This is a genomic window from Acinetobacter sp. FDAARGOS_558 (assembly GCF_003937785.1).
Classification (GTDB): domain Bacteria; phylum Pseudomonadota; class Gammaproteobacteria; order Pseudomonadales; family Moraxellaceae; genus Acinetobacter; species Acinetobacter baumannii.
This window is the reverse complement of the sequence record NZ_RKJH01000001.1, coordinates 1,152,113-1,178,596: the sequence shown is the minus strand read 5'-3', so window position 1 is coordinate 1,178,596 and position 26,484 is coordinate 1,152,113. Positions and strand designations below refer to the sequence as shown.

At 38.9% G+C, this 26,484-nt stretch carries 20 protein-coding genes; 13 read left to right on the top strand and 7 right to left on the bottom strand.

Translation table 11 applies throughout. From position 1 onward, the window contains the following. The first annotated feature begins 49 nt into the window (after positions 1 to 49). The 3 genes from basH (at position 50) to basJ (ending at position 2,844) form a co-directional block, all read left to right on the top strand. The gene (gene basH, locus EGT34_RS05745; protein WP_025465847.1) at positions 50 to 784 is read left to right on the top strand and encodes an acinetobactin biosynthesis thioesterase BasH; all 735 of its coding nucleotides are present in this window, start codon (positions 50 to 52) and stop codon (positions 782 to 784) included. A gap of 10 nt (positions 785 to 794) precedes the next feature. Then, on the top strand, positions 795 to 1,550 hold the full coding sequence (gene basI / locus EGT34_RS05740; protein WP_002085525.1) for an acinetobactin biosynthesis phosphopantetheinyl transferase BasI: 756 nt from the start codon (positions 795 to 797) through the stop codon (positions 1,548 to 1,550). A 124-nt stretch (positions 1,551 to 1,674) separates the two neighbouring features. After that, the gene (basJ, locus tag EGT34_RS05735; RefSeq protein WP_000983824.1) at positions 1,675 to 2,844 is read left to right on the top strand and encodes an acinetobactin biosynthesis isochorismate synthase BasJ; all 1,170 of its coding nucleotides are present in this window, start codon (positions 1,675 to 1,677) and stop codon (positions 2,842 to 2,844) included. A 121-nt stretch (positions 2,845 to 2,965) separates the two neighbouring features. Here basJ and EGT34_RS05730 read toward each other — a convergent pair whose 3' ends face one another. Next, a complete protein-coding gene (locus EGT34_RS05730) occupies positions 2,966 to 4,213 on the bottom strand; it encodes a L,D-transpeptidase family protein (protein ID WP_000498089.1) in 1,248 nt (415 codons plus the stop codon). Positions 4,214 to 4,512: 299 nt separating this feature from the next. On the opposite strand from EGT34_RS05730, the gene hemE reads away from it, so the two are divergent. From hemE to EGT34_RS05710, 4 genes are all read left to right on the top strand, one after another. Next, positions 4,513 to 5,586: a uroporphyrinogen decarboxylase gene (gene hemE, locus EGT34_RS05725; RefSeq protein ID WP_000209397.1), complete on the top strand. Its 1,074-nt coding sequence runs from the start codon at positions 4,513 to 4,515 to the stop codon at positions 5,584 to 5,586. Positions 5,587 to 5,592: 6 nt separating this feature from the next. Next, entirely contained in the window at positions 5,593 to 6,387 is a 795-nt protein-coding gene (locus EGT34_RS05720; protein ID WP_001199675.1) for a DUF817 family protein, read from the top strand. Between the two features lie 144 nt (positions 6,388 to 6,531). Further along, entirely contained in the window at positions 6,532 to 7,002 is a 471-nt protein-coding gene (locus tag EGT34_RS05715; RefSeq protein ID WP_000914200.1) for a DUF3015 family protein, read from the top strand. Positions 7,003 to 7,063: 61 nt separating this feature from the next. Continuing rightward, the gene (locus EGT34_RS05710) at positions 7,064 to 8,956 is read left to right on the top strand and encodes a DUF4105 domain-containing protein (protein ID WP_029574791.1); all 1,893 of its coding nucleotides are present in this window, start codon (positions 7,064 to 7,066) and stop codon (positions 8,954 to 8,956) included. Between the two features lie 67 nt (positions 8,957 to 9,023). On the opposite strand, the gene EGT34_RS05705 is transcribed toward EGT34_RS05710, so the two are convergent. Then, positions 9,024 to 10,175, bottom strand: coding sequence for an extended-spectrum class C beta-lactamase ADC-214 (locus tag EGT34_RS05705; protein WP_060454527.1), 1,152 nt, complete (start codon positions 10,173 to 10,175; stop codon positions 9,024 to 9,026). Between the two features lie 80 nt (positions 10,176 to 10,255). On the opposite strand from EGT34_RS05705, the gene EGT34_RS05700 reads away from it, so the two are divergent. Continuing rightward, positions 10,256 to 11,346, top strand: a protein-coding gene (locus EGT34_RS05700) for an IS4-like element ISAba1 family transposase (protein ID WP_085940648.1) whose coding sequence is annotated in 2 segments (ribosomal slippage) — positions 10,256 to 10,796 and positions 10,796 to 11,346 — 1,092 coding nt in all. Because the reading frame shifts where the segments join, the coding sequence is not laid out codon by codon here. 179 nt (positions 11,347 to 11,525) lie between these two features. Here the strand turns inward: EGT34_RS05700 and folE are convergent. Further along, positions 11,526 to 12,074 (bottom strand): GTP cyclohydrolase I FolE, encoded by a 549-nt coding sequence (folE, locus tag EGT34_RS05695; RefSeq protein WP_001187844.1) that lies wholly within the window; start codon positions 12,072 to 12,074, stop codon positions 11,526 to 11,528. A 262-nt stretch (positions 12,075 to 12,336) separates the two neighbouring features. Between folE and xdhA the strand changes: the two genes are divergently transcribed. From xdhA to xdhC, 3 genes are read left to right on the top strand one after another with little or no spacing between them, the layout of a single operon-like run. After that, on the top strand, positions 12,337 to 13,836 hold the full coding sequence (gene xdhA, locus EGT34_RS05690) for a xanthine dehydrogenase small subunit (protein ID WP_031974724.1): 1,500 nt from the start codon (positions 12,337 to 12,339) through the stop codon (positions 13,834 to 13,836). Position 13,837: 1 nt separating this feature from the next. Continuing rightward, positions 13,838 to 16,213, top strand: a complete 2,376-nt coding sequence (gene xdhB, locus EGT34_RS05685) for a xanthine dehydrogenase molybdopterin binding subunit (protein WP_031974722.1) — start codon at positions 13,838 to 13,840, stop codon at positions 16,211 to 16,213. 6 nt (positions 16,214 to 16,219) lie between these two features. Next, positions 16,220 to 17,203 (top strand): xanthine dehydrogenase accessory protein XdhC, encoded by a 984-nt coding sequence (xdhC, locus tag EGT34_RS05680; protein WP_001164166.1) that lies wholly within the window; start codon positions 16,220 to 16,222, stop codon positions 17,201 to 17,203. Between the two features lie 10 nt (positions 17,204 to 17,213). Here xdhC and EGT34_RS05675 read toward each other — a convergent pair whose 3' ends face one another. The 3 genes from EGT34_RS05675 to trpD are packed head-to-tail and all read right to left on the bottom strand — an operon-like array spanning position 17,214 to position 19,784. Further along, complete coding sequence (locus EGT34_RS05675; RefSeq protein ID WP_000066126.1) at positions 17,214 to 17,909, bottom strand: Smr/MutS family protein; 696 nt, start codon at positions 17,907 to 17,909, stop codon at positions 17,214 to 17,216. Positions 17,910 to 17,918: 9 nt separating this feature from the next. Then, positions 17,919 to 18,725 carry an indole-3-glycerol phosphate synthase TrpC gene (trpC, locus tag EGT34_RS05670; protein WP_000608310.1) on the bottom strand — a complete coding sequence of 269 codons (807 nt, stop codon included), beginning with the start codon at positions 18,723 to 18,725 and terminating at the stop codon, positions 17,919 to 17,921. Between the two features lie 9 nt (positions 18,726 to 18,734). Next, the gene (gene trpD, locus EGT34_RS05665) at positions 18,735 to 19,784 is read right to left on the bottom strand and encodes an anthranilate phosphoribosyltransferase (protein WP_001982145.1); all 1,050 of its coding nucleotides are present in this window, start codon (positions 19,782 to 19,784) and stop codon (positions 18,735 to 18,737) included. A gap of 355 nt (positions 19,785 to 20,139) precedes the next feature. Between trpD and EGT34_RS05660 the strand changes: the two genes are divergently transcribed. Continuing rightward, positions 20,140 to 22,872 (top strand): TonB-dependent receptor plug domain-containing protein, encoded by a 2,733-nt coding sequence (locus EGT34_RS05660; RefSeq protein WP_024437198.1) that lies wholly within the window; start codon positions 20,140 to 20,142, stop codon positions 22,870 to 22,872. 13 nt (positions 22,873 to 22,885) lie between these two features. After that, a complete protein-coding gene (locus EGT34_RS05655; protein WP_001189797.1) occupies positions 22,886 to 25,651 on the top strand; it encodes a M1 family metallopeptidase in 2,766 nt (921 codons plus the stop codon). Positions 25,652 to 25,746: 95 nt separating this feature from the next. On the opposite strand, the gene EGT34_RS05650 is transcribed toward EGT34_RS05655, so the two are convergent. Continuing rightward, positions 25,747 to 26,331, bottom strand: a complete 585-nt coding sequence (locus EGT34_RS05650; protein WP_000925673.1) for an anthranilate synthase component II — start codon at positions 26,329 to 26,331, stop codon at positions 25,747 to 25,749. Between the last annotated feature and the right edge of the window lie 153 nt (positions 26,332 to 26,484).

The following is a 26,484-nucleotide window of genomic DNA, read 5'->3' as shown; positions in this document are numbered from 1 at the left end:
TAAGCATTTTTTATAAAAGAAAAATGCTTAATATTTGGAGAATTCTTAAGTGAATAAACATCAATATAATATGTTCTGTTTACCGCCTGCGGGGAGTAGCGCAAGTATTTATCATCCATGGAAAAAGCAGATCTCTGACAATATTCGTATTATTCCTATTGAATATTCGGGTCATGGTATAAAAATAAATGAACCATTGATTGATGATCCTGATCTATTGGCTATGCAAATTGCCAATGAAATACAAGCTTACTCAGACACACCGTTCATTTTATTTGGACATAGTGTAGGAGGTGGCTTGATTTGGAAAGTACTCAATTATTTGAATGAAAAAACCATAATTGATCAGTTGAGATTAATTGTTATAAGTAGCCGACCTGAGCATCATTATATTCAACATATGCGGTACAAGCATGAGCTAACTGATGAAAAAATTATTGATGAATTAAAGCGATACAATAATTTTCCTGACGAAATTTTAAATAATCAGGATGCACTCACATTCTTTCTCAAAATCATTCGTAACGACTTCTATCTTAGTGATCAATTACTTAGCGAGAAGATTCATAAGACTGAGGTTCCGATTGTTGCATTTTATGGCAAACAAGATCCTGATATTCCTAACAAAAGAATGATGGACGCATGGCAACAACACGCAGAAAATTGGTTAGGAAGTATTGAGTTTGAAGGGGACCATTTCTACTTTCTCAATCCCGAGACTCGAGTGAAGGTGCTTGAAAACATTGCTGCCATCGTTGAAACATTGACTGTGAATATTGAATAAAGTCCATGCTATGAATACGAAGAAGCAGTTAAGTAGAGGGGCTAATTCATGTCTGGATGAAATAAATATTCAATATGAAAAGCTAACAGCTTTCGGGCTAGATATACATAAAGTCCAGCTCAGTGAAATCAAAGAAATACCTCAGCTTGATCATATCTATCAGGAGCTGAATATATTTCTTCCATCGAATATAAAAAGCTCACGCTTCATTCGTCAATTAGAGTTCTTGACGGGGCGCTTAGCAGCAAAATATGCATTACAACGCTTCAATTTACAAGACTCTATTGTCCATCAAGGTAAACAGGGAGAGCCCCTATGGCCCGAAGGAGTGATGGGTGGGATTAGTCATGTTGGATCAAAAAAATCATGTCATGCCATCGCATATGTTAGAAATAACACGCTTAAAGAAAAAATATTTGGAATCGATATAGAGTCTCAAAAACATCATATTTTTTTTCAAAAGAAAGATGAATTTTATGATGTTTTTCTTCATAAAAATGAGCAAGAAGAAATTGAAAAGCTACTAAGAAATCAAGCATATTTATATTTGATAATATTCTCTGCTAAAGAAAGTATCATTAAGGCATTTTATTTAAAATATAAGCAAACTATTGATTTTAAAAATATAAAATTTAAAGCACTAGATGGCGCGTTTCTTTATTTTTACCTTAGACAAGAAAGTTTAAGCGGGATAACTCTAGAGGTTAAAGTTTATTTTTTTCATACAAATAACGAGATAATTACAATTTCTTGCATTGAAAACTAAATTTGTTATTGATAATAATAATCATTTGCATTAATGTGTGTTTCAGTATTTTTATATCCTTATATTTAAAAAGAAGTACTACAGAATTTGCTTGAAAAAAATCAATGTGAGAGGTGATATACAGATGATGCAGACTCAAATATCAGTAGAGCAAAATTTAGATCATATCGGTCAAAAGAAATTTTCATGTTTTTCTACGAAGAATTATTATCTTGAGGTGAGCGAATTTATTAAAACGTTAAATACACCTGCAGCAAATACCACACTATTGAATGAAGAGATTGCAAAATGCTTTGAAGAAATTAAAAAGCAAGGCCATCAAAATCCAGTTTTAATTGGTGCTATACCTTTTGATATTACAAAGAAAAGTAGCTTAAATTTTTATGCTGATCATAAAAAAATAACACAAGCATCTTCTACAATTAACTCATTAAAAAATCGTAATAATATTGAGATAATTAATAAGTCATTACTCATTCAACGACAAAAATTTGAAGGTACAGTACAGCTAGCTTTAGATGCTTTTGAGAAAAAGAAGGTAGAAAAAGTTGTTCTCTCTCAGGCTGTTGAATATGAGTTTAACCGTCATCAAGAGCCTGAAAATTTATTGGCTGCTTTATTAAAACAAAATCCAAATGCTTATAATTTTGTGATTCCAGTAGAACATAATAATTATATTCTAGGTGCAAGTCCTGAACTGCTTTTATCAAAACAAGGTCGTATTGTAACCAGTAATCCTTTGGCCGGTTCTAGACCCAAATCTCAGATTTCCGAAAAAAATTTCGTCAGCCAACAAGAATTAAATCATTCTGAGAAAGACCAACATGAACATCGAATTGTGGTTGAAAATATTATTAGAAATTTAGCCACTCATTGTGTAGAGCTTAAGGTTTCTGAATTTCCAGATATTTTAGAAACATCAACAATGTTGCATTTATCATCAGAATTCCAAGGTATGCTCAAACAACAGGCACCGAATGCATTAAACCTTGCATTAGAATTACATCCAACACCAGCGGTTTGTGGCTCACCAACTCATGTTGCTAAGCAGTTTATTTTAGATCATGAAGGTTATGACCGACATTATTACACGGGGTTAGTCGGCTGGATGGATGCGGAGGGTAATGGTGAGTGGGTAGTGACAATTCGATGTGGTCTACTCAGTGAAAATAAAATGCGCTTATATGCTGGTGCGGGGATTGTTGAAGGGTCAGATGCTGAAGCTGAATGGCTAGAAACAGAAGCTAAAATGCAAACCATGTTAAATATTCTAAATACAAAAATTGCTGTGTAATTAGTAAACCTAGGCTGGTTTTATTTTTATAGCCAAAAACAATAACTACATATTCTACGGGGCTATGCTAAAAAATTTAATAAAAAAGCCTGCATAAAGCAGGCTTTTTTAATTAAGAGGATTATTCTAAGAATTTAACAGTTACGCCTGAACGTACTTTATTACCTAAATCGTTAGCATCCCAGTTCGTTAAACGGATACAACCGTGTGATGCAGTTTTAGAAATTAAAGACGGGTTTGGTGTACCGTGAATACCAAATGATTTTTTGCTTAAACCAATCCAGATATTACCTACAGGAGCATTTGGACCTGGTGGTAATGAAAGCGGTTTTAAGTTATTGCCTTGTACAAAGTTAGAAGGAGAGTAGCTGTACCAAGGGTTACGTGCTACACCTACTACCTTGTAAGTACCGGTCGGAGATGGCGTATCAGTACTGCCAATTGTTGCAGGAAATGACGCAATCATTTGATTACGGCTGTTAAACAGATACAACTGTTTTGCACCTTTATGCGCAATAATCAAGTGAATATCTTCTGGTAAGTCATTGCGTACATTTGGAACAATGATTTTTTCACCAACTTTTTTGAATGTCGCAGTCGGGTTAATTTTCTTTAAGAAGGCTTCATCAATATGAAACTTCTCGCCCAACATTTCACTTACGCGTGTGTAGTACAAACCTTTCATTTTTGCTTGTAAAGCATAGTCAGAAGGAATTGATTGTGCGTAAGGACCTTTTAAATCGGCATCGGTAATGGTGTATTCAATAAATGCTGGTTTGTTTTGTTTAGCAACAAGCGCATCCCAAGTCTCTTTAGTTAACTCGCCAGTAGGAGATAAACCATTCATTTGCTGGAAAGATGCAATTGCTTTTAATGTATTTTTACCGCTCATGCCATCGATAGCACCCGGTGAAGCATGTGCATTATTAAGCATAACGTGAGCGCGTGCATAAACTGGAAGTTGGCCTTTGCCAATATTTTCATACCACTCAGCGTTGTTTAAGCTATCTAATGTCCATGTAACCGCTGGCGCAGAAGTTGCTGTAGACGCAGTAGCTGTTGTGGTTTTAGCCGTAGCTACTGGTGTTGAAGCGGCAATACCTGAATCAGCATTTTGGTCTTCAGCTTTTTGTAAATTTTGTAATGTTGTTGACGCTCTATTTAGGTCATTTTGTTCTTGTGCAGTAATCTGAGTCTGAGCTTGAGCTTTTACAGTTGAAGCAGCATCTACAGCAAGCGGATCAATCGGATCTTCTACAGGAGCAGATACTTTATTAGGGTTCAGTGGTTGCTCAGTTGTTGACGCAGCCAAAGCAACATTAGCAATAATACAACTTAAACTCATAGCGAGTAATGAGCGAACAAACATGTAATTCAACCTTAAGAATTTTCATATAAGCAATAGGGAAAATCAGATCCTTTAGGCCATAAACTCACCAATCATTCATTCTTATGAATTTAATATTGGCTTATTTGAGACGCGAAGGGATATAAATAAACCCGATGTAACATGCTGCAAGTATTGCAGAAAATGTTTCTTCTTGCAGTAGACTTTTGTGTAAATATGCATTTTTTAGTAGATTGGCAAGTTTTTTGTGTGAAATTGAAATTATAAAAACACTCACCTTTTGTTATGATGCTGCCACATGAAAAAGATAGAGATCGGCAATGACGACACTTAAAAATGATCGTTTCTTACGTGCTTTATTACGTGAGCCTGTAGATACCACTCCAATATGGATGATGCGCCAAGCAGGACGTTATTTGCCTGAATATCGGGAAACACGCTCAAAAGCTGGTGACTTTCTATCTTTATGCAAAAATACAGAGTTTGCTTGTGAAGTGACTTTACAGCCTTTGCGTCGCTACGATTTAGACGCAGCAATTTTATTTTCAGATATTTTAACTATTCCAGACGCATTAGGGCTTGGACTATATTTTGAAACTGGAGAAGGTCCGAAGTTTCATAAAACGGTACGTACTGAACAAGATGTGGCTAACTTACCTAAGCTTAATGCTAAAGCCGATCTTGATTATGTGATGAACGCAGTAAGTACGATTCGTTCTGCTTTAGGTGGACAAGTTCCACTGATTGGTTTTTCGGGTAGTCCTTGGACACTGGCGACTTATATGGTTGAAGGCGGTTCAAGCAAAGAGTTCCGTTTTACCAAGCAAATGATGTATGCGCAGCCGGAAGTTTTGCATGCGTTGCTCGACCATTTAGCAGATTCAGTCATTGACTACTTAAATGCGCAAATTGATGCAGGCGCTCAGGCAATTCAAATCTTTGATAGTTGGGGTGGGGCTTTAGCACACCGTGAATATGTAGAGTTCTCTCTTAACTATATGAAGAAGATTATCGCGGGCTTACAACGTGAAAAAGATGGACGCCGTATTCCAGTGATTGTGTTCACTAAAGGTGGCGGTCAATGGTTAGAACCAATGATCACGACAGGTGCCGATGCATTAGGGCTGGACTGGACGACACCATTAAATACGGCTCGAACCACGGTGGCAGGTCGTGTTGCCCTACAAGGGAACCTTGACCCGGCTGTTTTATATGGTTCGGCGGCTTCAATTGAAAAAGCTGTAAAGGCAATGTTAGACGATGCTTACGCAAACGGTGAGAAGACCGGTTACGTTGCTAACTTAGGGCACGGTATTACCCAATGGGTAGATCCGGCGCAGCCAAAAATCTTTGTAGATACGGTACATGAATATAGTGCTAAATATCTAGGATAGTTTTTTGTGCAATATCTGTTTTTGCCTCTTCAATTTATTGGCAAGGCTGTTTCGGCAGCCTTGTTTGGTATTTTGCTTCTCATTGCTTTTGCCCTAACTGCGTCGATGGGAAGCCATGAATATATGGGCTTTTATCGTTATGATTATTTACTCATATATGCACTGATTATTCAGATATGTCTCTTATATTTAAAACTTGAATCATGGGCAGAAGCCAAAGTTATTGCTTTATTTCATGTCATGGCGATGGTCATGGAAATATTCTTGACTCATCCTGCGATTGCTTCATGGCAATATCCGCAGCCTGCGGTATTTAAAATTTTGACTGTGCCTTTATTTGCAGGCTTTATGTACTCTGCCGTAGGTAGTTTTTTTGCACGCTCAATACGCCTGCTGCAAGTTTCTTTTGAAAAACTTCCGAGTTTCGGAAGTATGCTTTTGCTCGCATTTTTCTCATATATAAATTTTATGAGTAAATTTTTTGTACCCGATATTCGCTATATTTTATTTGCCATCAGTGTTTTTATTTTTTGGAAAACAAAACTTTATTTCCAATTAAATGAGCATAAATTTAAAACACCGATGCTACCTGTATTGTTAACACTCGCTTTTCTCATCTGGATTGCTGAAAATATTAGTACTTTTTATAAAATCTGGCTCTATCCAAGTCAGGTAGAGGCTTGGCATATGGTGGGGTGGGGTAAACTTGGATCATGGTATTTATTATTGCTTTTGAGTTTAGTGTTAGTACTTAAAATATTAGGTCATCGAGATAATCAAGGTAATTGGAATTTAAGATAAATTTTTCTTTTACACTTTTTATCATATTATTTATTTTTTAATTGCTAAATGATTGGCTTATCGCTATCTTTAATATCGTGTAATAAGAATTACACATAACAATACATAAGAAACAATCAATAATGATTTTGGAGATATACATCTATGTTAAAAAAATTAGCTTTAGCTGCTTTGTTAGCAGCTGGTTCAAGTGTTGCTATGGCTGATAACGATGTAGGTTGTGGTGTGGGTACGCAAGTATGGGCTGGCCAAAAAGGAGTGGTGCCTAAAATTCTTGCTGCAACAACAAACGGTATTTTTACTAACCAATTATTAGGTATTACTTTCGGTACTTTAGGTTGCCGTCAAGGTGGAACAGTTACAGCACAAGTTGTTACTTTCACAAATGAAAATGCAGAAGCTTTAGCGCGTGACATGGCTGTAGGCCAAGGTGAAAGCCTGAATGTACTTGCTGAGTTAATGCAAATCAAACCACAAGATAAAGACCGTTTCTTCAAAGTTTCAAAAGCAAACTTTGGTGAAATCTATTCAACAAACAACCAAAACACACTTCAAGTATTAGCATCATTACAAAACGTAATGGCTAAAGACGAAGTTTTAAAAGCTTACGTATAAGTTTGAAATTGAAAACCCTGTCATTTGGCAGGGTTTTTCTTATATTTAATGATAAAAATTGATGAGCTTAATGAAATCGGTTGTTTTAATTTTTGCCTCTTTGGCAGTGAATATTGCGTATTCAGCAGAAACAAATCCATCTATTCAAAACTACTGGTCCATTGCAGAACAAAAAAAATTAGACCAAGACATTACATGGCAAAGGCTTATGTATGCCAATAAAAACCAGAAAAGTGAGGTCACTTATGCTGGCTATTTTCTATCAGAAAATGGAAAAAATAATTTAAAAGAAGAACTGAAAGCAGACATCTCGGCATTATTTATACCTACGCAAGATAACCAGTCAATTCGCTGTAAATTTCCGGCACGCAGTCAGTGGCTTATACAGCAATTAGGCATTCAAGAAAATGAATTGCCACAAGTAAAATGTTCAGAATTTGAAAACTGGATTGGGCAGATTAAGCCTTACAAAGCGACCCTAATTTACGCTACAGATTTTATGGGTAATCCAAGCTCAATGTTTGGGCATACCTTATTGCGTCTAGATCCTAAAGATCAACAGCAGTTAAACCTCGTTTCTTATGCCGTAAACTATGCAGCAACTGTGGCAGGCAATGACAACTGGTCATATGCATGGAAAGGCTTAACAGGGCAGTATCCGGGTGAATACTCACTTATGCCTTACTATCGTAAGGTAAAAGAATATGGTGATTTTGAGAGCCGTGATTTGTGGGAATATGAGTTAAATCTATCTCCAGAAGAAACGCGGTTTTTGGTGAGTCATATTTGGGAAATGCAACATGTAAGCTTCCCTTATTACTTTGTGAGTGATAATTGTGCGTATCGGTTATTAGGCTTAGTCGATTTAGTTAAACCTGAATCTCATCTACAAGAAAAGTTTAACTACGCTTCTATTCCAATGGAAACCATTAAAGCGATGCAACAACAAGGACTCACCAAAGCTCCTGTGTATCGACCTGCTTTAGAAACTCAATTATTGGCCCAAGCTCACCAGCATGGCGCATCTTTAGCTAAAATTGCTCATCAGTTAGCAATGAAGCCAATTAAAGATTCTTCGGAAACACTTAAATCATTTAGCCCATCAGATCAGGCCAAAATTCTTGAGATGGCTTATGATGATTTATATCTACAATTTATTGGTCGCAAAGTTGAAGAAAGCTTTGCTCAGCCACAGCTTAGACAGCTTTTAGCACTACGAAGTCAGATTGATTTAGACAAACAGCGCCAAGAACCTAAAAGACCATCAACCGAGCCGACTCAAGGCCATAATGCACGTAATGTCTCGCTAAAACTGGGCGAGGTGCAAGGTGACAAGTTTATCGAGATAGGTCATAGGCAGGCTTATCATGACTTAATAGATCCACAGGGCGGATACCGTGCTGGTACTCAATTATTATTTTTAAATGGTAATGCACAGTGGCGAGATGATTATTTAAAACTAGAACGTCTTGATCTGTTAGAAGTGAACTCTTATAACCCGATTCAACCATTTAAAACTCCGCTGACTTGGGGATTTAACTTAGGCTGGCGTCAGGAAGCGGTTCATGACGGCGTTTATAGTGATGAAAAGCAGCATGGCGTCGCGAGCTTTAATGCTCAGGTTGGTTACAGTCTTGCAGATTATGAGCGCAAACATATTTGCTATGGGCAGGTACAAACTTATGTCCAAGCGGGTTCAAATTTAGATAAAGGCTGGCGTGTGGGAGTAGGGCCGACATTAGGATGTATGAATCAGTGGCTTGAAAAATTTAACACTGTGGTACAAGTTGAGCTGCCATATTGGGAAGACCAAAACCAATGGAACTTACGGCTAAATACACAGTGGCAATATGCCATTAATAGTAATAATGCCATTCGCTTTAATTGGGATTATGAAAAACAAAATCATCTGGACTGGATGAAATCAAGCTTAGGATATGTTTGGTTCTTTTAAACCATATACCTATAAAAAGAGAGAAATAGATGATGACTATTTCTCTTTTTGTTTTTGGCTAAAACGGTTATTCCTTTATTGCATTTAAAACTGCATACGCTGCCTTAATGCGTTCTTCATTTGGAATACGTTTATTGGTTAACATGACTAAACCAATATTTTCTTTAGGAATAAACACCACATATGTTCCGAAACCGGTGGTTGAGCCAGTTTTATGGTACATCTTAACTGAAGGTTCTTTTGAAATAGCAGTCACTTTATTAGGTTTCATCACAATCTGTTCTGAATTACTGTCTAATAAAGTTTGTAACGTTGCCGGATAAGAAAACTCTTCCCAACCGAGTGCCTGATACATGGTATTTACTTGATAGCGACCTTGATGTGTTTCATTAATTGCACGTTGAATATCTGTCGGATATTTCTGTGGGTTCAGATTGGCATGAATAAACTTAAGCATGTCGGGTAGTGTCGATTTGACGCTATATGCTGGGGCATCGAGTGGGCCGGGGTTAACTCGAATCGGCTGATTTTCTTGGTTATAGCCAAAAGCATAGTTTTGCATTTGGGTCTTAGCTACATTTACATAGCTATGTTTTAAGCCAAGGGCCGGAAAAATTGTTTTTTCTAAGACTTGGTCGAAAGGTTTATTCATAGACAAAGCCACAACCTTTCCAAATAGGCCAATACTTGGATTTGAATATTGTCTGTATTCACCGATTGGGTTTTTAGGTTGCCAGTCTTTGAAAAAAGTTAAAACTTGTTGGTCTGTTTGTACTTCATCTGGAAACTGCAAGGCAAGGTTACCACTTGTATACGTCGCGAGTTGAAGTAAGTTAACTTGGTCAATCGATGTGTTTTTTAGTTCTTTCCAATATTTACCAGGCGTATCGTCAAAAGAGATTTTTCCTTTATTTTTTGCATATCCACCTGCTGTCGCGGTAAATAATTTACTGACAGAACCTAGCTCAAAAATGGTACTGCTATTTACGGCTTTTTTATCTTGAACAGATTGAAGACCATAATACATTTCATACTTTTTATTATTTTGAATAACACCCACAGCCATACCTGGCACATCATATTTTTCTAATAACGGTTTAAAGTTTTGATCTACCAGTTTTTTAATTTCTTGGTCTTTTGGTGTATTGCCCGCATAAATTGAGGTACTAAAAATAAAAAGCGGGGATAAAAGTAGACAAGAAATTTTTTTAAATCGCATGATTAGCTCCTCTGTACACGACAAAAATAGATAGCTCATTGAAATAATGTCACAATAATTGTTTTCTAACGACGAATACTATGACACATCTCAATGAGTTATATCTTATCTTAAACAAATCTCTAAAATGGAACAAGTCACATTTAAAGTGCTTTGCGCTCATCATGCTTGTGATTATTTTAAAGCAAACATGTAATCTTTCTTCTGCATCTAAAGCCTTGCCCATCAAGTGTTTACCACAATCATTTTATCGACGTATGCAGCGCTTCTTTGCAGGTCAGTATTTTGATTATCGTCAAATTTCTCAGTTGATTTTCAATATGTTTTCATTCGACCAAGTGCAACTGACTTTAGATAGAACCAATTGGAAATGGGGAAAACGAAATATTAATATCCTGATGCTCGCAATCGTTTATCGTGGAATAGCGATACCTATCCTTTGGACATTGCTTAATAAACGTGGAAATTCAGATACGAAAGAGCGTATTGCTTTGATTCAACGCTTTATAGCCATTTTTGGTAAAGACCGTATTGTGAATGTGTTCGCAGACAGAGAGTTTATCGGTGAGCAGTGGTTTACATGGTTAATTGAACAAGACATCAACTTCTGCATTCGTGTTAAAAAAACTTCATTGTCACCAATCATTTAGGAAAGAATCATAAAATTAGTGATTTATTTCGCCATCTTAAAGTTGGTCAAATTGAATGTCGTAAACGACGGATTTTGGTTGGTCGGGTGAAACTATATATAAGTGCACTACAGTTAGAAAATGGAGAGCTTTTACTCGTCGTTTCTCCTCAGTTTAATGCCAATGCTATTCAGGATTATGCATTACGCTGGGAAATTGAAACCTTATTCAGTTGTCTCAAAGGACGCGGGTTTAATCTTGAAAATACGCGCTTGACAGACCCTAGACGAGTGAAAAAATTGATTGCGGTGTTAGCTATAAGCTTCTGTTGGTGTTACTTAACGGGTGAATGGCAACATAATCAAAAAAAAGCGATAAAAATAAAGAAGCATGGACGACTCTCAATGAGTTTATTTCGCTATGGTTTAGACTATGTTCAAATGGCGATTCAGCGTTTAATTGGTTTTGGGAAAAAAGAAGAGTTTAAGGAAATTTTGGCAATTTTAAGAAAGCAGAATCCTGATAGGATAAGGGTTCTGTGAAATTTGTCGTGTACAGAGGATTAGCTCATAAATTATTTAAAAAGAAAGATGCCTACTTTTATAACAAAAATCACCTAATTTAATTGTTATGTTTTATAGAATTGGATTGAAGTTTATCGCGTTCAGCTATAAAAAAAGCCCAACATTGTCGGGCTTTTATTTAGGCAGTAAAAGCTATATTAGTAGCTTTCTGGTACTGCACTTAAGAATTCACGGCGCGCTTCTTTATCGGTTTTAAAATCTCCGACAAATGAAACTGTACGGGTGGTAGATTCTTGTTTACCTACACCACGCATCATCATACACATATGTGCTGAATCGATGACTACAGCGACACCGCGAGCACCAGTGACTTCTGCAACAGCTTCAGCGATTTGCTGAGTCAGGTTTTCCTGAATTTGCAAACGACGAGCAAACATCTCGGTAATACGTGCAAATTTAGATAAGCCAAGAACTTTGCCTTCTGGTAAATAGGCAACATGAACACGGCCATAGAATGGGAGAAGATGATGTTCGCAGAGCGAATAAAATTCAATATTCTTCACCAATACCATTTCATGGTTATCTGATGGGAAAACAGCATTATTGGTGACTTCTTCTAAAGTTTTACTATAGCCAGAAGTTAAATATGAAAAAGCTTTAGCCGCACGCACAGGCGTATCTTTAAGGCCGGGACGATTAAGGTCTTCACCGACGGCAGTCAGAATATTTGCGTACGATTGCTGCATTGACATAAGACGTATAAATTTACTCTATTAGACAAGCTCGGCATTGTATCAGAAACATGACCTGATGTTCATAAATCCTCGCACTATATTTATTTTGGTTTTTCCTTACGCTTGATAAAAGATGAATAAATTTCATGTTTTTTATCGTTAATAGTCAAGTGTTTGGACATGAAATGTGCGCTTAATATTGATAAGTTCTAAATGATCGCCTAATGGCATCATATTTGCACAGAAGCATTATTATAAAGCATAAGGATAAAACATGTTAGAACGTCCAATCACCTTCTTTTTCCGTGGTGGTCAGCAGCAAGTAGAAAATATAGTACCCACAATGACGGTTTTACAATTTCTGCGAGAATATACTCAAACTGGTAAGACTAGGCAGACTGGTACAAAAGAGGGATGTGCTGAGGGCGATTGTGGTGCATGTACAGTAGTGATTGGTGAGTTGGTCAATGACAACCTGCAATTACGTAGTGTGAATGCGTGTATTCAGTTTTTACCAACTTTAGATGGTAAGGCCCTATTTACAGTAGAAGACCTTCATAGCTTATTGCCAGTACCAGATGGCACACTTCATCCGGTACAACAGGCGATGGTCGATATGCATGGTTCACAATGCGGTTTTTGTACACCCGGTTTTATCATGTCGTTATGGTCAATGTATGAAAATGAACAACAGTCTCCAAGCAAAGATAAAATCAGTGATTATCTTTCTGGAAACTTATGTCGCTGTACAGGCTATCGCCCTATTTTAGATGCAGCACAAAAAGCTTATGACTATCCACGTGTTGTATTAGAACGTCAAAAAGTAATTGATGTATTAAAAGAGATCAAAGCATTACCTGCATTGCATTTGAATGATCAAAAGCAGCAATTTTTTGCACCCAAGACTTTGCAGGATTTTGCTACTTTACGTTTACAGTTGCCGCAAGCACGTATTGTTGCAGGTAGCACAGATGTCGGTTTGTGGGTCACAAAGCAGGGCCGTGATTTGGGCGATATGCTTTATATAGGTCAAGTTGAAGAGCTGAAAAAGATTGTAGTCACAGACCATGCTTTAACGATTGGGGCAAATGTAAGTTTGAGTGATGCACTCATTAAAATTTCAGATTTTTATCCCGACTTTCAAGAATTACAGCGCCGTTTTGCTTCCATGCCGATTAAAAATGCAGGAACACTAGGTGGAAATATTGCTAATGGTTCGCCTATTGGTGATTCAATGCCGGCATTAATTACGCTAGGCACACGATTGATTTTGCGTGTAGATGAGCAGACCCGTGAAATTGCTTTGGAAGACTTTTATTTAGATTATCAAAAAACAGCATTACAACTTGGTGAGTTTGTTGAGGCGATTGTTATTCCGCTTCGCGAAGGGCAGACACGTTTTAAATTTGCCAGCTATAAAATTGCCAAACGTTTTGAGCAAGATATTTCTGCGGTATGTGCAGCCATTTCTTGTGAGTTAGATAATGATGATGTCGCTCACAATGTAAGAATTGCTTTTGGTGGTATGGCAGCTATTCCCAAACGTGCAAAATATGCAGAAGCCATATTAGAAGGCCAGCAAATTACAGCAGAATTGATCGTTCAGGCACAAGAGGCATTGTCGCAAGACTATCAGCCTTTAGATGATGGACGTGCTAGCTCAGCGTATCGTTTACACGTCGCGAAAAACTGTTTAAAGCGTTTTTATGTAGAAAAAATCCTGTCTCAAACACTCACTCGTGTGAATGACCTGATTGCTATGGTGGAGATCTAATATGAATCAAACCATTGACTTAAATATTTCTAAAAAATCAGCTAAAGCAGGTGATTCGATTCCACACGAGAGCGCGCATTTACATGTGACGGGGCAGGCAACTTATATTGATGATTTACCTGAGCTTGAAAATACCATGCACCTAGCTGTCGGATTTTCAAATTGTGCCAAAGGCAAAATCAGTAAGTTTGATTTGGATGCAGTACGTCAGGCTGAAGGTGTCCATGCAGTTTTTTCGGCAAAGGATATTGAGGTTGAAAATAATTGGGGGCCGATTGTTAAAGATGACCCAATTTTTGCCGAAGAGCAGGTCGAATTTTATGGACAAGCCTTATTTATCGTTGTTGCCGAGAGTTATCAGCAAGCCCGTCAGGCAGTTCGCTTAGCAAAAATTGAGTATGTGCCCGAAACTCCGATTTTAACGATTCAAGATGCAATTAAAAAAGAATCGTGGGTGTTACCACCTGTTGAATTTAGCCATGGTGAAGTTGAGCAAGCATTTCAAAATGCAGCTCATCAACTTTCAGGTGCTATTGAGCTGGGTGGGCAAGAGCATTTTTATCTTGAAGGGCAAATTTCCTATGCGATTCCACAAGAAAATCAGAGTTTAAAAGTCTATTGCTCGACACAACATCCAACCGAAATGCAGTTACTGATTTGTCATGCACTAGGCATGAATATGCATCAGGTGAGTGTGGAAAGCCGCCGTATGGGCGGTGGTTTTGGTGGTAAAGAGTCGCAGTCGGCACAGTGGGCATGCATTGCATCTTTGGCAGCACAAAAAACAGGCCGTCCGTGTAAATTACGCTTAGATCGTGATGATGACATGAGTGCTACAGGCAAACGTCATGGTTTTGCTTATGAGTGGTCTGTGGCATTTGATGACACTGGTATCTTGCAAGGCTTAAAGGTACAACTGGCCTCAAACTGCGGTTTTTCGGCTGATCTTTCTGGACCAGTGAATGAACGTGCGATTTGCCATATTGGCAATGCCTATTATCTAAATGCAGTTGAGCTATGTAACTTACGTTGTAAAACCAATACTGTTTCCAATACGGCATATCGTGGTTTTGGTGGACCGCAAGGTATGTTTGTCATTGAAAATATTATTGATGACATTGCTCGTTATTTAGGTTGCGATCCGGTTGAAATTCGTCAGCGCAATTTCTTTGCTGAGCAGCCTGGTACCGGACGTGACCGTATGCACTATGGGGCAGAAGTCCGTGATAATGTTGCGCCAAAATTGGTAGCCGAACTATTGCAAAGTAGTGATTACGCGAAGCGTAGACAGACTATTCATGCCTTTAATCAGAACAATGACATCATTAAGCGTGGTATTGCGTTAACCCCATTAATGTTTGGTATTTCATTTAACGCTGTGCATTACAATCAGGCGGGTGCACTGGTCTACGTGTATATGGATGGCACTGTTGCGATTACGCACGGTGGTACAGAAATGGGACAGGGGCTATATACCAAAGTACGTCAGATTGCTGCACATGAGTTGGGTTTACCAATTGATAGTATTCGTTTAATTGCAACCGATACTTCTCGTGTACCAAATACTTCGGCAACTGCAGCATCGAGTGGCGCAGATCTAAACGGTAAAGCTGTTCAAAATGCCTGTATTAAAATTCGTGAGCGTCTGGCTAAACTTGCAGCCGAAATAAGTCAAAGTGAAGCTGACCAAGTCCAGTTTGAAGATAGTATGGTTTCAACAGCCAATGGCTATTCATGGACATTTCCTGACTTGGTTCAACGGGCATATATGGCACGTGTACAACTATGGGATAGTGGTTTTTATAAAACGCCAGAAATTCATTATGATCAGGTCAACCATTTAGGGCGTCCATTTTTCTATTATGCCTATGGTGCAGCGGTTAGCGAGGTCGCAATAGATACCTTAACTGGGGAAATGAAAGTATTACGTGCCGACATTTTGCATGACGTTGGGCAGTCAATTAACCCTGCAATTGATATTGGGCAAATTGAAGGCGGGTTTGTGCAAGGGATGGGATGGCTCACGACAGAAGAGTTGTATTGGCAGCCGCAGGGTCCACACGCAGGCCGATTATTTACCCATGCGCCTTCAACTTATAAAATCCCGACCAGTGTAGATATTCCTCATATTTTTAATGTCAAACTGTTCAATAATCAAAATCAGGCAGACACCATTTACCGCTCCAAAGCGGTAGGTGAACCCCCATTTATGTTGGCATTATCTGTTTTCTCTGCAATTCGTCAGGCGGTACAGGCGGCTATTCCCGAAAAAGCTCCGCTAGTGCTCAATGCTCCAGCAACTGCCGAAGAAATTTTACGTGCAATTGCTATTGGACGGGGACAAGCTTTGGCTGCTCGCCCACAGGCTAAAATGTAGAAGATTATGCAACATTTAAAATGGTGGACTGATTTTGTAGCGTGGCAAGTCGATGCTCTGCCTATAGTATTGGTCACAGTAGTCCGCGCTGATGGTTCTACACCGCGAGAGGTTGGTGCATCCATGTTGTTGCGGTTTAATTTGCAAAAGCAATGGCAGCAGTCAGATACGATCGGTGGCGGGCATTTAGAGTTTCAGGCAATTGATATTGCTAAAGCAATGTTAAAAGAAACGGAAACTTGTGTGAGGCGTATTGAACGCTTTAACCTCAGTGCTCGTTTAGGGCAGTGTTGTGGCGGAGTAATGTGGTTATTGTTTGAAAAAATATCACCCGCTACGGTCATATCGGATTTATCCGTGAGTTTGCAAGCATGGCGAGCTGGAAAGCATATATGGCGTAACGTCTCACATCAATATGCATCCACTTGGCAGACTATGGATATGGAACAACAACCAAGTTTCGAGTTTCATTCTGGCAGCAGTGAAGAATGGCAATTTGGCCAGCAGATTCAACCAAATACCATGCAAGTGCTGATTTGTGGCGCGGGGCATGTGGGTGAAGCAATTGTCCGTTGTTTATTACCTATTGGTGTGAGGGTGAAATGGATTGATCCGCGTGATGATATTTTCCCATCCGATTTACTGGAACAGGTGCAATGTTTAACTACTGATACCTTAGAAGCTGAGATTGAGCATTTTGACCGTTCAGGTGCAATTTTAATTTTAACTCATGATCATCAATTAGATTTGCAACTGTGTTTTACAGCCTTAAAACCTATGGCAAAACCATTTGCTTATGTTGGGATGATTGGCTCAAAAAGTAAAAGGGCTATTTTTGAAAAACGTATGCAGGTGCGAGGTTATACTTCGGAAACTTTGCAACGTTTGGTTTGCCCGATTGGGATAGACGGGATTTCATCAAAACAACCTGCAATGATTGCCATTGCAGTAGTTGCTCAATTATTACAGGTATTTGATGTAAAAAAATGATCCCAAAGGATCATTTTTTTTGTTCAAATTTTGGATTTTTTTCTGCACGTTTAAGCAGTACGAGAACAGCACCTGTGCCACCTTGGTTTTCAGGGGCACTTACAAATGCCAAAACATCACGATGTTGGCGTAGCCATCCATTGACATAGGTTTTTAAGACCGCTTCTGGGCCTTTACCATGCACAATTTTAATGACATTTTGATTTTCATCTTTTGCCATCTGGATGATTTGTAAAACTGCGTCACGCGCTTGTTCAATGGTACAGCCGTGTAAATCTACAGCTTCAAACCAACGCATCTTGCCTGCTTTTAAGTCTTCAAAAACCTTATGTTGAAGAGTCGCAATGCGATAGCTTAACGTTGCTTGGCTTGCGACCGGATTTAAAGCAGCTTGTGTATCTGATAGCTCGGCATGTTCAGTATCACGACCACCTTCGGCAGCTGCACGTTTCGCCAGAGTTTGTGCATCAACTTTTTTGGCACGTGGGGTTTTTACATCGGCAATATTACTATTGTTGATGGGTTTAACGCCTGCAACAGCCTGCTTAAATAGATGTGTGTCTTCCAATTCTTCAGACTCAGCCTGAGATTTTTTAGACTCAGGCTGATTTGCGATTTTGCTTGAATGAGGATTGGAGATTTGCTTTTTAAATTGCTTCAATAACTTTTGTTGCTCTTTAGAAAGCGATGAATCTTTATTACTCATATATCTTCATTAAACCGTTTGAGGTTGTCCAAAAAGGGCAGTAAAAGCTTGATCTGGACGTGGTTGTTTCATAAAACTTTCGCCAACCAAGAAACTGTGAATATCATGCTCTTGCATCATACGTACATCATCTGGTGTCGCAATACCACTTTCAGTGATCAATAAACGTGAGGCCGGAAGTAATTTTTTCAACCGAATAGTAGTATTTAAATCTACATCAAAGGTTTTTAAATTACGGTTATTTACGCCTAATAAACATTGCTCAGAAAGCTTTAAGGCACGCTCTAACTCTTCTTCGTCATGAACTTCAACCAATACATCAAGTTGATGCTCAAACGCAGTTTTAGACATTTCTTCGAGTTGCTGGTCAGACAAACAAGCAACAATTAATAAAATACAGTCAGCATGCAAAGCACGTGCTTCAACTACATTGTACGGGTCGACCAAAAAGTCTTTACGTAAAGCAGGTAGGGTACAATGATTACGGGCAATCGCAATATTTTCATCTGCACCCTGAAAGAAATCAACATCGGTCAATACCGATAAACATGCTGCTCCAGCTTGTTCATATTGCTGGGCAATTTCGGCAGGATTAAAGTCTGCGCGAATGATTCCTTTTGATGGAGATGCTTTTTTAATTTCAGCAATCACGCCCGGACGTTTATGTTGTAAAGCATTTGCAAAGCCACGCACCGGAGTCGCTGCTTTTGCAAGTTCTTCTACGTCTTGCAAATTACGTTGTTTTAAACGCGCAGCAAGTTCCTCATGTTTACGGTCAACAATTTTACCTAAAATGGTATTTTGAATATTAATCATGAGAAGTCCTTAATCTGCCTGAGATTGTTTTAATGTTTTAGTAAATTCAGCTAAAACACTCATTTTCTCTAATGCTTGCCCGCCGTAAATAATATCTTGAGCGAATGCAACAGCCTGAGCATAAGTCTTGGTAATGCCCGCTACATAAATGCCTGCGCCTGCATTAAGCGCAATCATGTTTGCAGCTTTTTCACCAATGTCAGATTTATTTTTGCTTAAAGCATCTTTAATGAGCTTTAGACTCGCCGTTGCATCTGCGACAACCAAACCATTTAATGTTTGTGACTCAATCCCGACATCTTCAGGATTAAGGGTCCATTCAGTAATTTCACCGTCTTTAAGCTCAGCAATAGTTGTCGGAGCTGCAAGACTGATTTCATCAAGACCATCTTTTGAATGGACAACCATGACATGTTCGGCACCAAGTTGTTTCATCACTTCGGCAATTGGGCGGCACAGTTCATCTGAAAACACACCAATCACAAAGCGTTTTACACCAGCTGGATTGGTCAGTGGGCCGAGTAAATTAAAAATACTTCGAATACCAAGTTCACGACGTGGGCCAGCCGCATATTTCATGGCTTTGTGGTGGTTTGGTGCAAACAAGAAACCTACACCCATTTCGCGGATACAGCGTTCGGTTTGTTGCATATCTAAATCAAGATGAATACCTGCTTGTTCAAGTAGGTCTGATGAACCTGATTTACTTGAAACGCCGCGGTTACCATGTTTTGCAATGGTTGCACCCGCTGCTGCAATCACAAAGCTAGACGCTGTAGACACGTTAAATAAATTTTGTCCATCACCGCCAGTTCCCACAATATCAACTAAATGTTTGATATCACTCACATCGATCTTGATCGCAAATTCTCGCATGACACGTGCGGCCGCTGTCATTTCGTCAATGCTTTCACCTTTCATGCGTAGGCCCATCATTAAAGCACCAATTTGTGCTTCGGTTGCCTCACCTTGCATGATGCTGCGCATAATTTCTTCCATTTGAGGCTGAGTCAAATGAATGTTCTTGGTAATGTGGTTGAGCGCCTGTTGGATATTCATAGTCATGATTTACAGCATTAATGATTAAAATTTTTAGGTGAAGTTGATCGAGTGTGGGAGGTTCGGCCTATTGCGTTCCATGATTCACTAGCTAGGGGGCTATGTTAGCAGAAAATAACCAAAGATTTTTGCTGTTCGATAAGAGTTTTAAAAATTTTGCTCAGTTAGGGTATGGGTTTGAGTCATAAACAGAATTTATTTATTGAAAAAGGTTTTAGTTTGTTGTGAGTTTTTATGATAAATAATTAACCATTTGGTATATCTTAAACATCAATATATCTAGAAAAAATGTGTATAAATCAACCAAATAAAAGTGGATATAGTAGGGCGATCTTTATTTTGTCTATTAATAAATATGTATTTAAATAACTTGAAATATGTAGGGGCTTTAAAAAATAAGCGCTCATTTATTTTTGTATTTGTTGCGCTGTTTCATCCATTAAAAAGCTATGCGCAAGAAACCGTAGAGCAAACACAAAACCAAGCTAAACCAGATAAAGTAGTTCGTGTTGCGGTGACAGGTTCTCGGATTTCAAAAGCACAAAAAGATGGCCCGACCAGTGTGACCGTCATTACCGCAGCTGATATTGAAAAACAAGGTTTTAGTAATGCATTTGACGCACTCAATAACCTGACGCAAAACACTGGTTTTGTGCAAGGTGCCGATTATGGAAATACTTTTATACCTGCAGCGAACGCCATTAGTTTGCGAGGTCTGGGACCCAATCATACTTTGACTTTAATTAATGGACATCGGGTTGCAGACTATCCTGTACCGTACGACGGTTCTGTCAATTTCGTGAACTTAGCCAATATTCCAACTGCCATTATTGACCGTATTGAAATATTAAACGGTGGCGCTTCTGCAATTTATGGTTCAGATGCAATTGCAGGTGTGGTAAATATTATTCTGAAAAAGAAAACAGACGGCACACAATTTAATATTAAGGCAGGTGGAACCAAAGAAGGTGGTGAAAATTTACGTTTACAACTAAGTGGTAGTAAAACTTTAGACAAGCTTAGTCTGGTTTATGGGGTTGAACTCAGCGGCCGTGAACCGATATGGGCAGCCGATCGGGATTTTATGAAGAGCCGAACTCGTTTGGGAGAAAAACCAGACACGATTGTGGGCCGTAAAAATGCCGATACTGGTAAATACCTTTCTATTGGTGGATGTCAGGCCTTTAATGGTTTATTTAACGGATCAGTCAATAATATTGGACAAGCAGGGGCGGACAATTGTGCCAGTGGTTTGGCACGGCCAACTTATTGGACGGTTCAGACCCAAAACCGCAGCCAAAATGGTTATCTCGGTTTAGATTATGAGTTAAATGATAAAACCCAATTATTTGCAGATTTCTTGATTGGGGCAAACCAAATTGAAAATAATACCCGTAGTCCGATATGGACTTCTTTAGCTGCAACGAGTGGTTATTTCCTAAATCAAGATTCGGGAAATTATGAAATTTGGAATCGCCGTTTTGCACCTGAAGAATTAGGTGGGGTAGAACGAATAAATAAAAAATGGAAAGAACTTTCTTCTAACTTAAATTTTGGAATTCGAGGCGATATTGGAGAGACGAGCTGGAGTTATGAAGCAGCCTATAATGGTTCCATTTATACTAGTCAGCTAAACCGCCAAGGCTTATTACGTTCGAATGTTGATGAATATTTCTTAGGTCAGCAACTTGGTACAGATGCAGATGGTATTCCTATTTATTCACCTCATTTAGATCGTTTAAGTCGACCACTCACAGCAAGTGAATTTGAAAGTATCTCGGGCACAACAAAAGAAAAAGATAAGTCGTGGGCGCAAAGTTTAACCTTAAGCGCGAATGGTGACGTATTTAAGTTACCTGCAGGAACTGCCAAACTTGCGGCTGTGGCTGAAATTGGGCGTCAAGGCTTTTCGATTAAGCCAGATCAGGCAGTGGAAAATGGTGAGTTTTATAATACGAGTTCTAGTGGAGAATATAGTGGTACTCGTACACGCCAAGCACTTGGTGCAGAATTATTCTTACCTTTAGCAAAGCCATTAAATTTAACCTTGTCCGGACGTTATGACCGTTATGCTTTGTCAGATAACAGTATTGATAAGCTAACTTTCGGTTCAGGCCTTGAGTTTAGGCCACATCCGACTTTATTGGTGCGCGGTAACTACGCGACCAGCTTTCGTGCACCAGATATGAACTACCTGTTTTTAAATAAACAAAAAGGTTATTTCGAAAAGACCACCGATTATTTACGTTGTAGCCAAACGGGACAATCTTTAGATAAATGTACCTTTAAAGATTACGCACCTGGGGCGAACTACACTTTAACCGGAAACAAAGAGCTTAAACCTGAAGAGGGTAAATCTTATGGTGCAGGTTTTGTTTGGTCGCCAACCAATAAGTTTGACATTAGCGTCGATTACTGGGATATCAAAATTGATCATCTTGTGAGAAATTTGAGTGATGACAAAATTCTACGTTTAGAAGCAGATTGTCGTTTAGGCAACCAAGATATTAACTCTGCAGCCTGTATTGATGCATTAGCACGTGTGGAGCGTAACCCTGCAAATGCAGTTGTCGACCCAAATGTGATTAAGAATATAAATATCGTTCCGATTAATGCTGCATCAGACCATACCCGCGGGGTTGATTTCACTAGCAGATGGCGCTGGAAAACAGACAGCTTTGGTAACTTTCTCTGGACGGTAAATTATAGTCGTGTACTAGAACATGAATATCAACAATCAAAAGATCACGAGAAAGATGACTACTTAAAAGATTTAAGTATTCCTGATTGGCGTGACCGTTTTAATACCAGTCTTAGCTGGAGCTTTGGTGATTGGGCATCAACAGTATTAGTTAATCGTTATGGCAAAATTCCAAATGGTAACCAAACTGCCTATTTAAGCCCAACGTATTTGGTGAACTGGAGCGGTACTTATCAAATCTCTCCAAAAGCTTCTGCTTCAATCATTATTAATAACTTGTTTGACAAAGTGAAACGAGATGACACAGGCGGTTGGCCGTATTATCCGATAGGATCATATTCACCATTCGGCCGTCAAGGTTGGTTGGAGTTTAACTATAAATTCTAAGAATGATGTATGGATGCAGCGAAGTGGTACAGCATTTGCTGCATCTTTTTATTTAAAACTACAGAGGATAAAACCCCTTATGCTGGTCAAGCCTTCATTTAAAAAAAGATTGCTACTTACAACATTATTATCTTTATCGGCAACTCAAATTTTTGCATCGAATAACAGTGAACAAATCCCGATTGGTAAATTACCCGAGTGGGTCGTACCCGAATCTTATGATTTAGATTTTAAGATTGATCCCGCACAAAAAGGCTATACCGGTAAAACTACGATTCATCTAAAACTGGCTCAAGCCACAGATCACATCTGGATTCATGGTAAGTCTTTAACGGTTAAAGATGTGAATATTACATCGGCAGAGGGCGTCAAAACCAAGGCAAAATATGAGCAAGCCTCTGAAATAGATGGGGTGAGTAAAATTAAATTTGCCAAAACCTTGCCCGCAGGACAGTATCAACTCGTTCTAGATTTTAATGCAGCGTATGACCAGCAGCTCGATGGTATTTATAAAATAGAGTTTGAGGGAAAACCTTATGTGATGACGCAAATGGAAGCAATTAGTGCACGCCAGTCATTCCCATCATTTGATGAACCACGTTTTAAAACGCCGTTTAATATTCGTTTGACGATTCCAAGCAAATATTCAGGTTTTGCCAATACTCAACAAACATCTGAGCAAACAGAGACGTCAGGTTGGAAAACGCTCAGTTTTGCACAAACCAAACCACTGCCAACTTATTTACTCGCATTGGCTGTCGGACCATGGCAATTACAAAAAGGGCCAGATATTGGGGCAACCTCATGGCGTAAACAGCCGATCCAGTTACGGGGTATTGCGCCCGATGCTAAAGCTGAAAAAATGCAGCAAGCCTTATCTGAAACGCCAGCCATTTTAAAAACTTTAGAAGATTATTTTGCCTTTGGTTATCCATTTGACAAGCTCGACTTACTTGCAGCACCAGACTTTGCTGCTGGGGCAATGGAGAACCCGGGGTTAATTACTTTTAGAGACTACTTGATGTTGCTAGATAAGGACTCGCCAGTCTCTTTTGTACAGAATTCATTTAATGTCAATGCACATGAGCTTGCACATCAATGGTTCGGTGATGTCGTCACGATGCCGTGGTGGGATGACTTGTGGCTCAATGAATCGTTTGCCACATGGATGCAAAGTAAAATCACTCAAAAATTACATCCCGAATTTAATGCTGACCTAGAACGTATTACAGACACCGCAGATGCGATGAAAAGTGACAGCTTAGTGAGTGTGCGCCGTATTCGCCAGCCTATTTTAAGTAATGCCGATATTCAAACTGCTTTTGATGGTATTACTTACCAAAAAGGTGCAGCTGTTTTAAATATGTTTGAAAACTATTTAGGTGAAGAAAAATTCAAACAAGGGGTGCGCAATTATATTAATAAGCACCAATATGGTAATGCGACAGCTAATGATTTAATTAGCGCTTTAGCAGAGCAGTCTGAGCAAAGTGAGCGCTTTACTAGAGCGATGAAAAGTTTTCTTGATCAACCAGGTGTGCCTTTAATTAACACCGCATTACAGCAAGAAGGCAATAAAGTCTTTTTAAATGTGAAGCAAAGCCGTTACTTACCTGTGGGTTCAAAAGGTGATGCAAGAAGCCTGTGGGGTGTACCATTATGTGTACGTTATGAAGTTCCAAATGCAGGTAGTAAAGTGCAATGTGAATTGGTAGACCAAGCAGAAGCCAAGATTGAACTCAAAGGTGCCAGCCTTGGCATTTGGTATATACCAAATGCAGATGCGGCAGGATACTACCAATTTAGTTTGCCACAAAAAGAATTTACTCGTCTGACTGCAGCTACAGAAAAGCTTTCTAATACTGAACAGCTGGCCTACGCCTACGCGATTTCAGCTGCATTTAACCACGGTGATATTAATTTGTTGGCTGTCGTAGATGCCGCGAAGAAATTTGCTAATTCGAATAGTCGACAAATTAGTACAGCGCTGTTTTCCCAGTTAAGTACCATTCATCGTCACGTATTAAAAACAGAAGCTGAACGTGAACATTTTAGAAAAGTTTTGGGAAATTTATATTTACCTAAATTAAATCAGTTGGGTTATGTCAGCAAAACAGGCGAATCAGCCGAAGACAGTTTATGGCGTAGTGAGTTGGTTAGATTTCTTGCTTTAGATATTCAAGTTCCTGAAGTTCGTACCCAACTGTTAAAACAGTCTGATGTTCTATTTGCTCAAAAGCAGCTTAATTTTGCGCAAGTAACACCTGAATTATTGCCAACCATTTTAGCTGTACGTGTACAAGAAAAAGGTCAACCAGCTTTTGACCGATTGTCTGGAGAGTTACAACGCGTGACTCAACCGACACAACGTCTTGCAATACTTACAGCTTTGGGTTCAGCAAACCAAGAAGCAACGCGCCAACAAGCCCGTCAGTTGATTTTAAACCCGCGTGTTAAAGTCGGTGAAGTTCGTACCGTGGTCAACTCAATCAATAATTATGGAGATGAACAAGGTGGCTTATGGTCTTGGTTTAAGGTAAATCATGACGCTGTGTTTGATCGTTTAGGTAAATCTTCAGCTGGGCGTTTCCCTGCAATGTTTAGTGGGGCAGCATGTACCCAACAACAAGCGGCACAGTTAAATGACTTTTTTGCACCTCGAACTAAAGAGTTGGTCGGGGTAGAAAGAGGATTGAAACAGACTAAAGAGCGTATTCAACTCTGCGAATCGCTGGTAGCAAAACAAGATGGGTCAATTGTGCAACAGTTAAAGTTGTAATTGATTCAGCCATAAAAAAGCCAACTGATCGTAGTTGGCTTTTTTATTAAGGGTTCTTATCGAATTACTTTAAAAACAATCTATTGACGGCTGACTTATGCATAGATGTCTAAAAAGTTTTTAAAGATTTGATGGCCATGTTGGCTCAAAATGGATTCAGGATGGAATTGTACGCCTTCAACAGGAAGTGTCTTATGTTTAACGCCCATAATTTCTTCCATTGAGCCATCTGCTTCATTGGTCCAGCATGTTACTTCAAGACAGTCAGGTAGCGTTTCCTGATCAATCACTAATGAATGATAACGAGTTGCCGAGAATGGGCTAGGAAGATTACTGAAAATACCTTTATTGCTATGGTACATATCAGATAAACGTCCGTGCATCACCGTTTTGGCTCTTACAATTTTTCCGCCAAAAGCTTGCCCAATACTTTGATGGCCTAAACACACCCCAAGCAAAGGAATTTTTCCGGCAAAATGATTAATTGCAGGAATTGAAATACCCGCCTCGCTTGGAGAGCAAGGGCCAGGACCAATCACAAGATATTTTGGTTGCCATCGTTCAATATCCTCTAATGTGACTTGATCATTGCGAACTACTTTTACTTCCTGATTCAACTCGCCAAAGTATTGAACGATGTTGTAGGTAAAAGAGTCGTAATTGTCGATCATTAGAAGCATGATGAACTTAACCTCATGATAATTAAAATATATTTAATGAGTAGTTAGAATATTACTCACATTCATACTCACTGATTAGAAAAGACTTTTTAGGTTTGAAAAAATAAGAAGCCGCTTTCTAATGGGCTAATATAGCAAAAAAAGAAGTAACCA

Bases quoted from the DNA above. Each gene is read 5' to 3' on its own strand.
- trpD (WP_001982145.1), bottom strand. From the start codon at position 19,784: ATGAATATCCAACAGGCGCTCAACCACATTACCAAGAACATTCATTTG.
- xdhA (WP_031974724.1), top strand. From the start codon at position 12,337: ATGTTAGAACGTCCAATCACCTTCTTTTTCCGTGGTGGTCAGCAGCAA.
- folE (WP_001187844.1), bottom strand. From the start codon at position 12,074: ATGCAGCAATCGTACGCAAATATTCTGACTGCCGTCGGTGAAGACCTT.
- EGT34_RS05675 (WP_000066126.1), bottom strand. From the start codon at position 17,909: ATGAGTAATAAAGATTCATCGCTTTCTAAAGAGCAACAAAAGTTATTG.
- xdhC (WP_001164166.1), top strand. From the start codon at position 16,220: ATGCAACATTTAAAATGGTGGACTGATTTTGTAGCGTGGCAAGTCGAT.
- EGT34_RS05655 (WP_001189797.1), top strand. From the start codon at position 22,886: ATGCAGCGAAGTGGTACAGCATTTGCTGCATCTTTTTATTTAAAACTA.
- EGT34_RS05660 (WP_024437198.1), top strand. From the start codon at position 20,140: ATGTATTTAAATAACTTGAAATATGTAGGGGCTTTAAAAAATAAGCGC.
- EGT34_RS05730 (WP_000498089.1), bottom strand. From the start codon at position 4,213: ATGTTTGTTCGCTCATTACTCGCTATGAGTTTAAGTTGTATTATTGCT.
- trpC (WP_000608310.1), bottom strand. From the start codon at position 18,725: ATGATTAATATTCAAAATACCATTTTAGGTAAAATTGTTGACCGTAAA.
- xdhB (WP_031974722.1), top strand. From the start codon at position 13,838: ATGAATCAAACCATTGACTTAAATATTTCTAAAAAATCAGCTAAAGCA.
- EGT34_RS05705 (WP_060454527.1), bottom strand. From the start codon at position 10,175: ATGCGATTTAAAAAAATTTCTTGTCTACTTTTATCCCCGCTTTTTATT.
- hemE (WP_000209397.1), top strand. From the start codon at position 4,513: ATGACGACACTTAAAAATGATCGTTTCTTACGTGCTTTATTACGTGAG.
- EGT34_RS05650 (WP_000925673.1), bottom strand. From the start codon at position 26,331: ATGCTTCTAATGATCGACAATTACGACTCTTTTACCTACAACATCGTT.
- EGT34_RS05715 (WP_000914200.1), top strand. From the start codon at position 6,532: ATGTTAAAAAAATTAGCTTTAGCTGCTTTGTTAGCAGCTGGTTCAAGT.
- basI (WP_002085525.1), top strand. From the start codon at position 795: ATGAATACGAAGAAGCAGTTAAGTAGAGGGGCTAATTCATGTCTGGAT.
- basJ (WP_000983824.1), top strand. From the start codon at position 1,675: ATGATGCAGACTCAAATATCAGTAGAGCAAAATTTAGATCATATCGGT.
- EGT34_RS05710 (WP_029574791.1), top strand. From the start codon at position 7,064: ATGAGCTTAATGAAATCGGTTGTTTTAATTTTTGCCTCTTTGGCAGTG.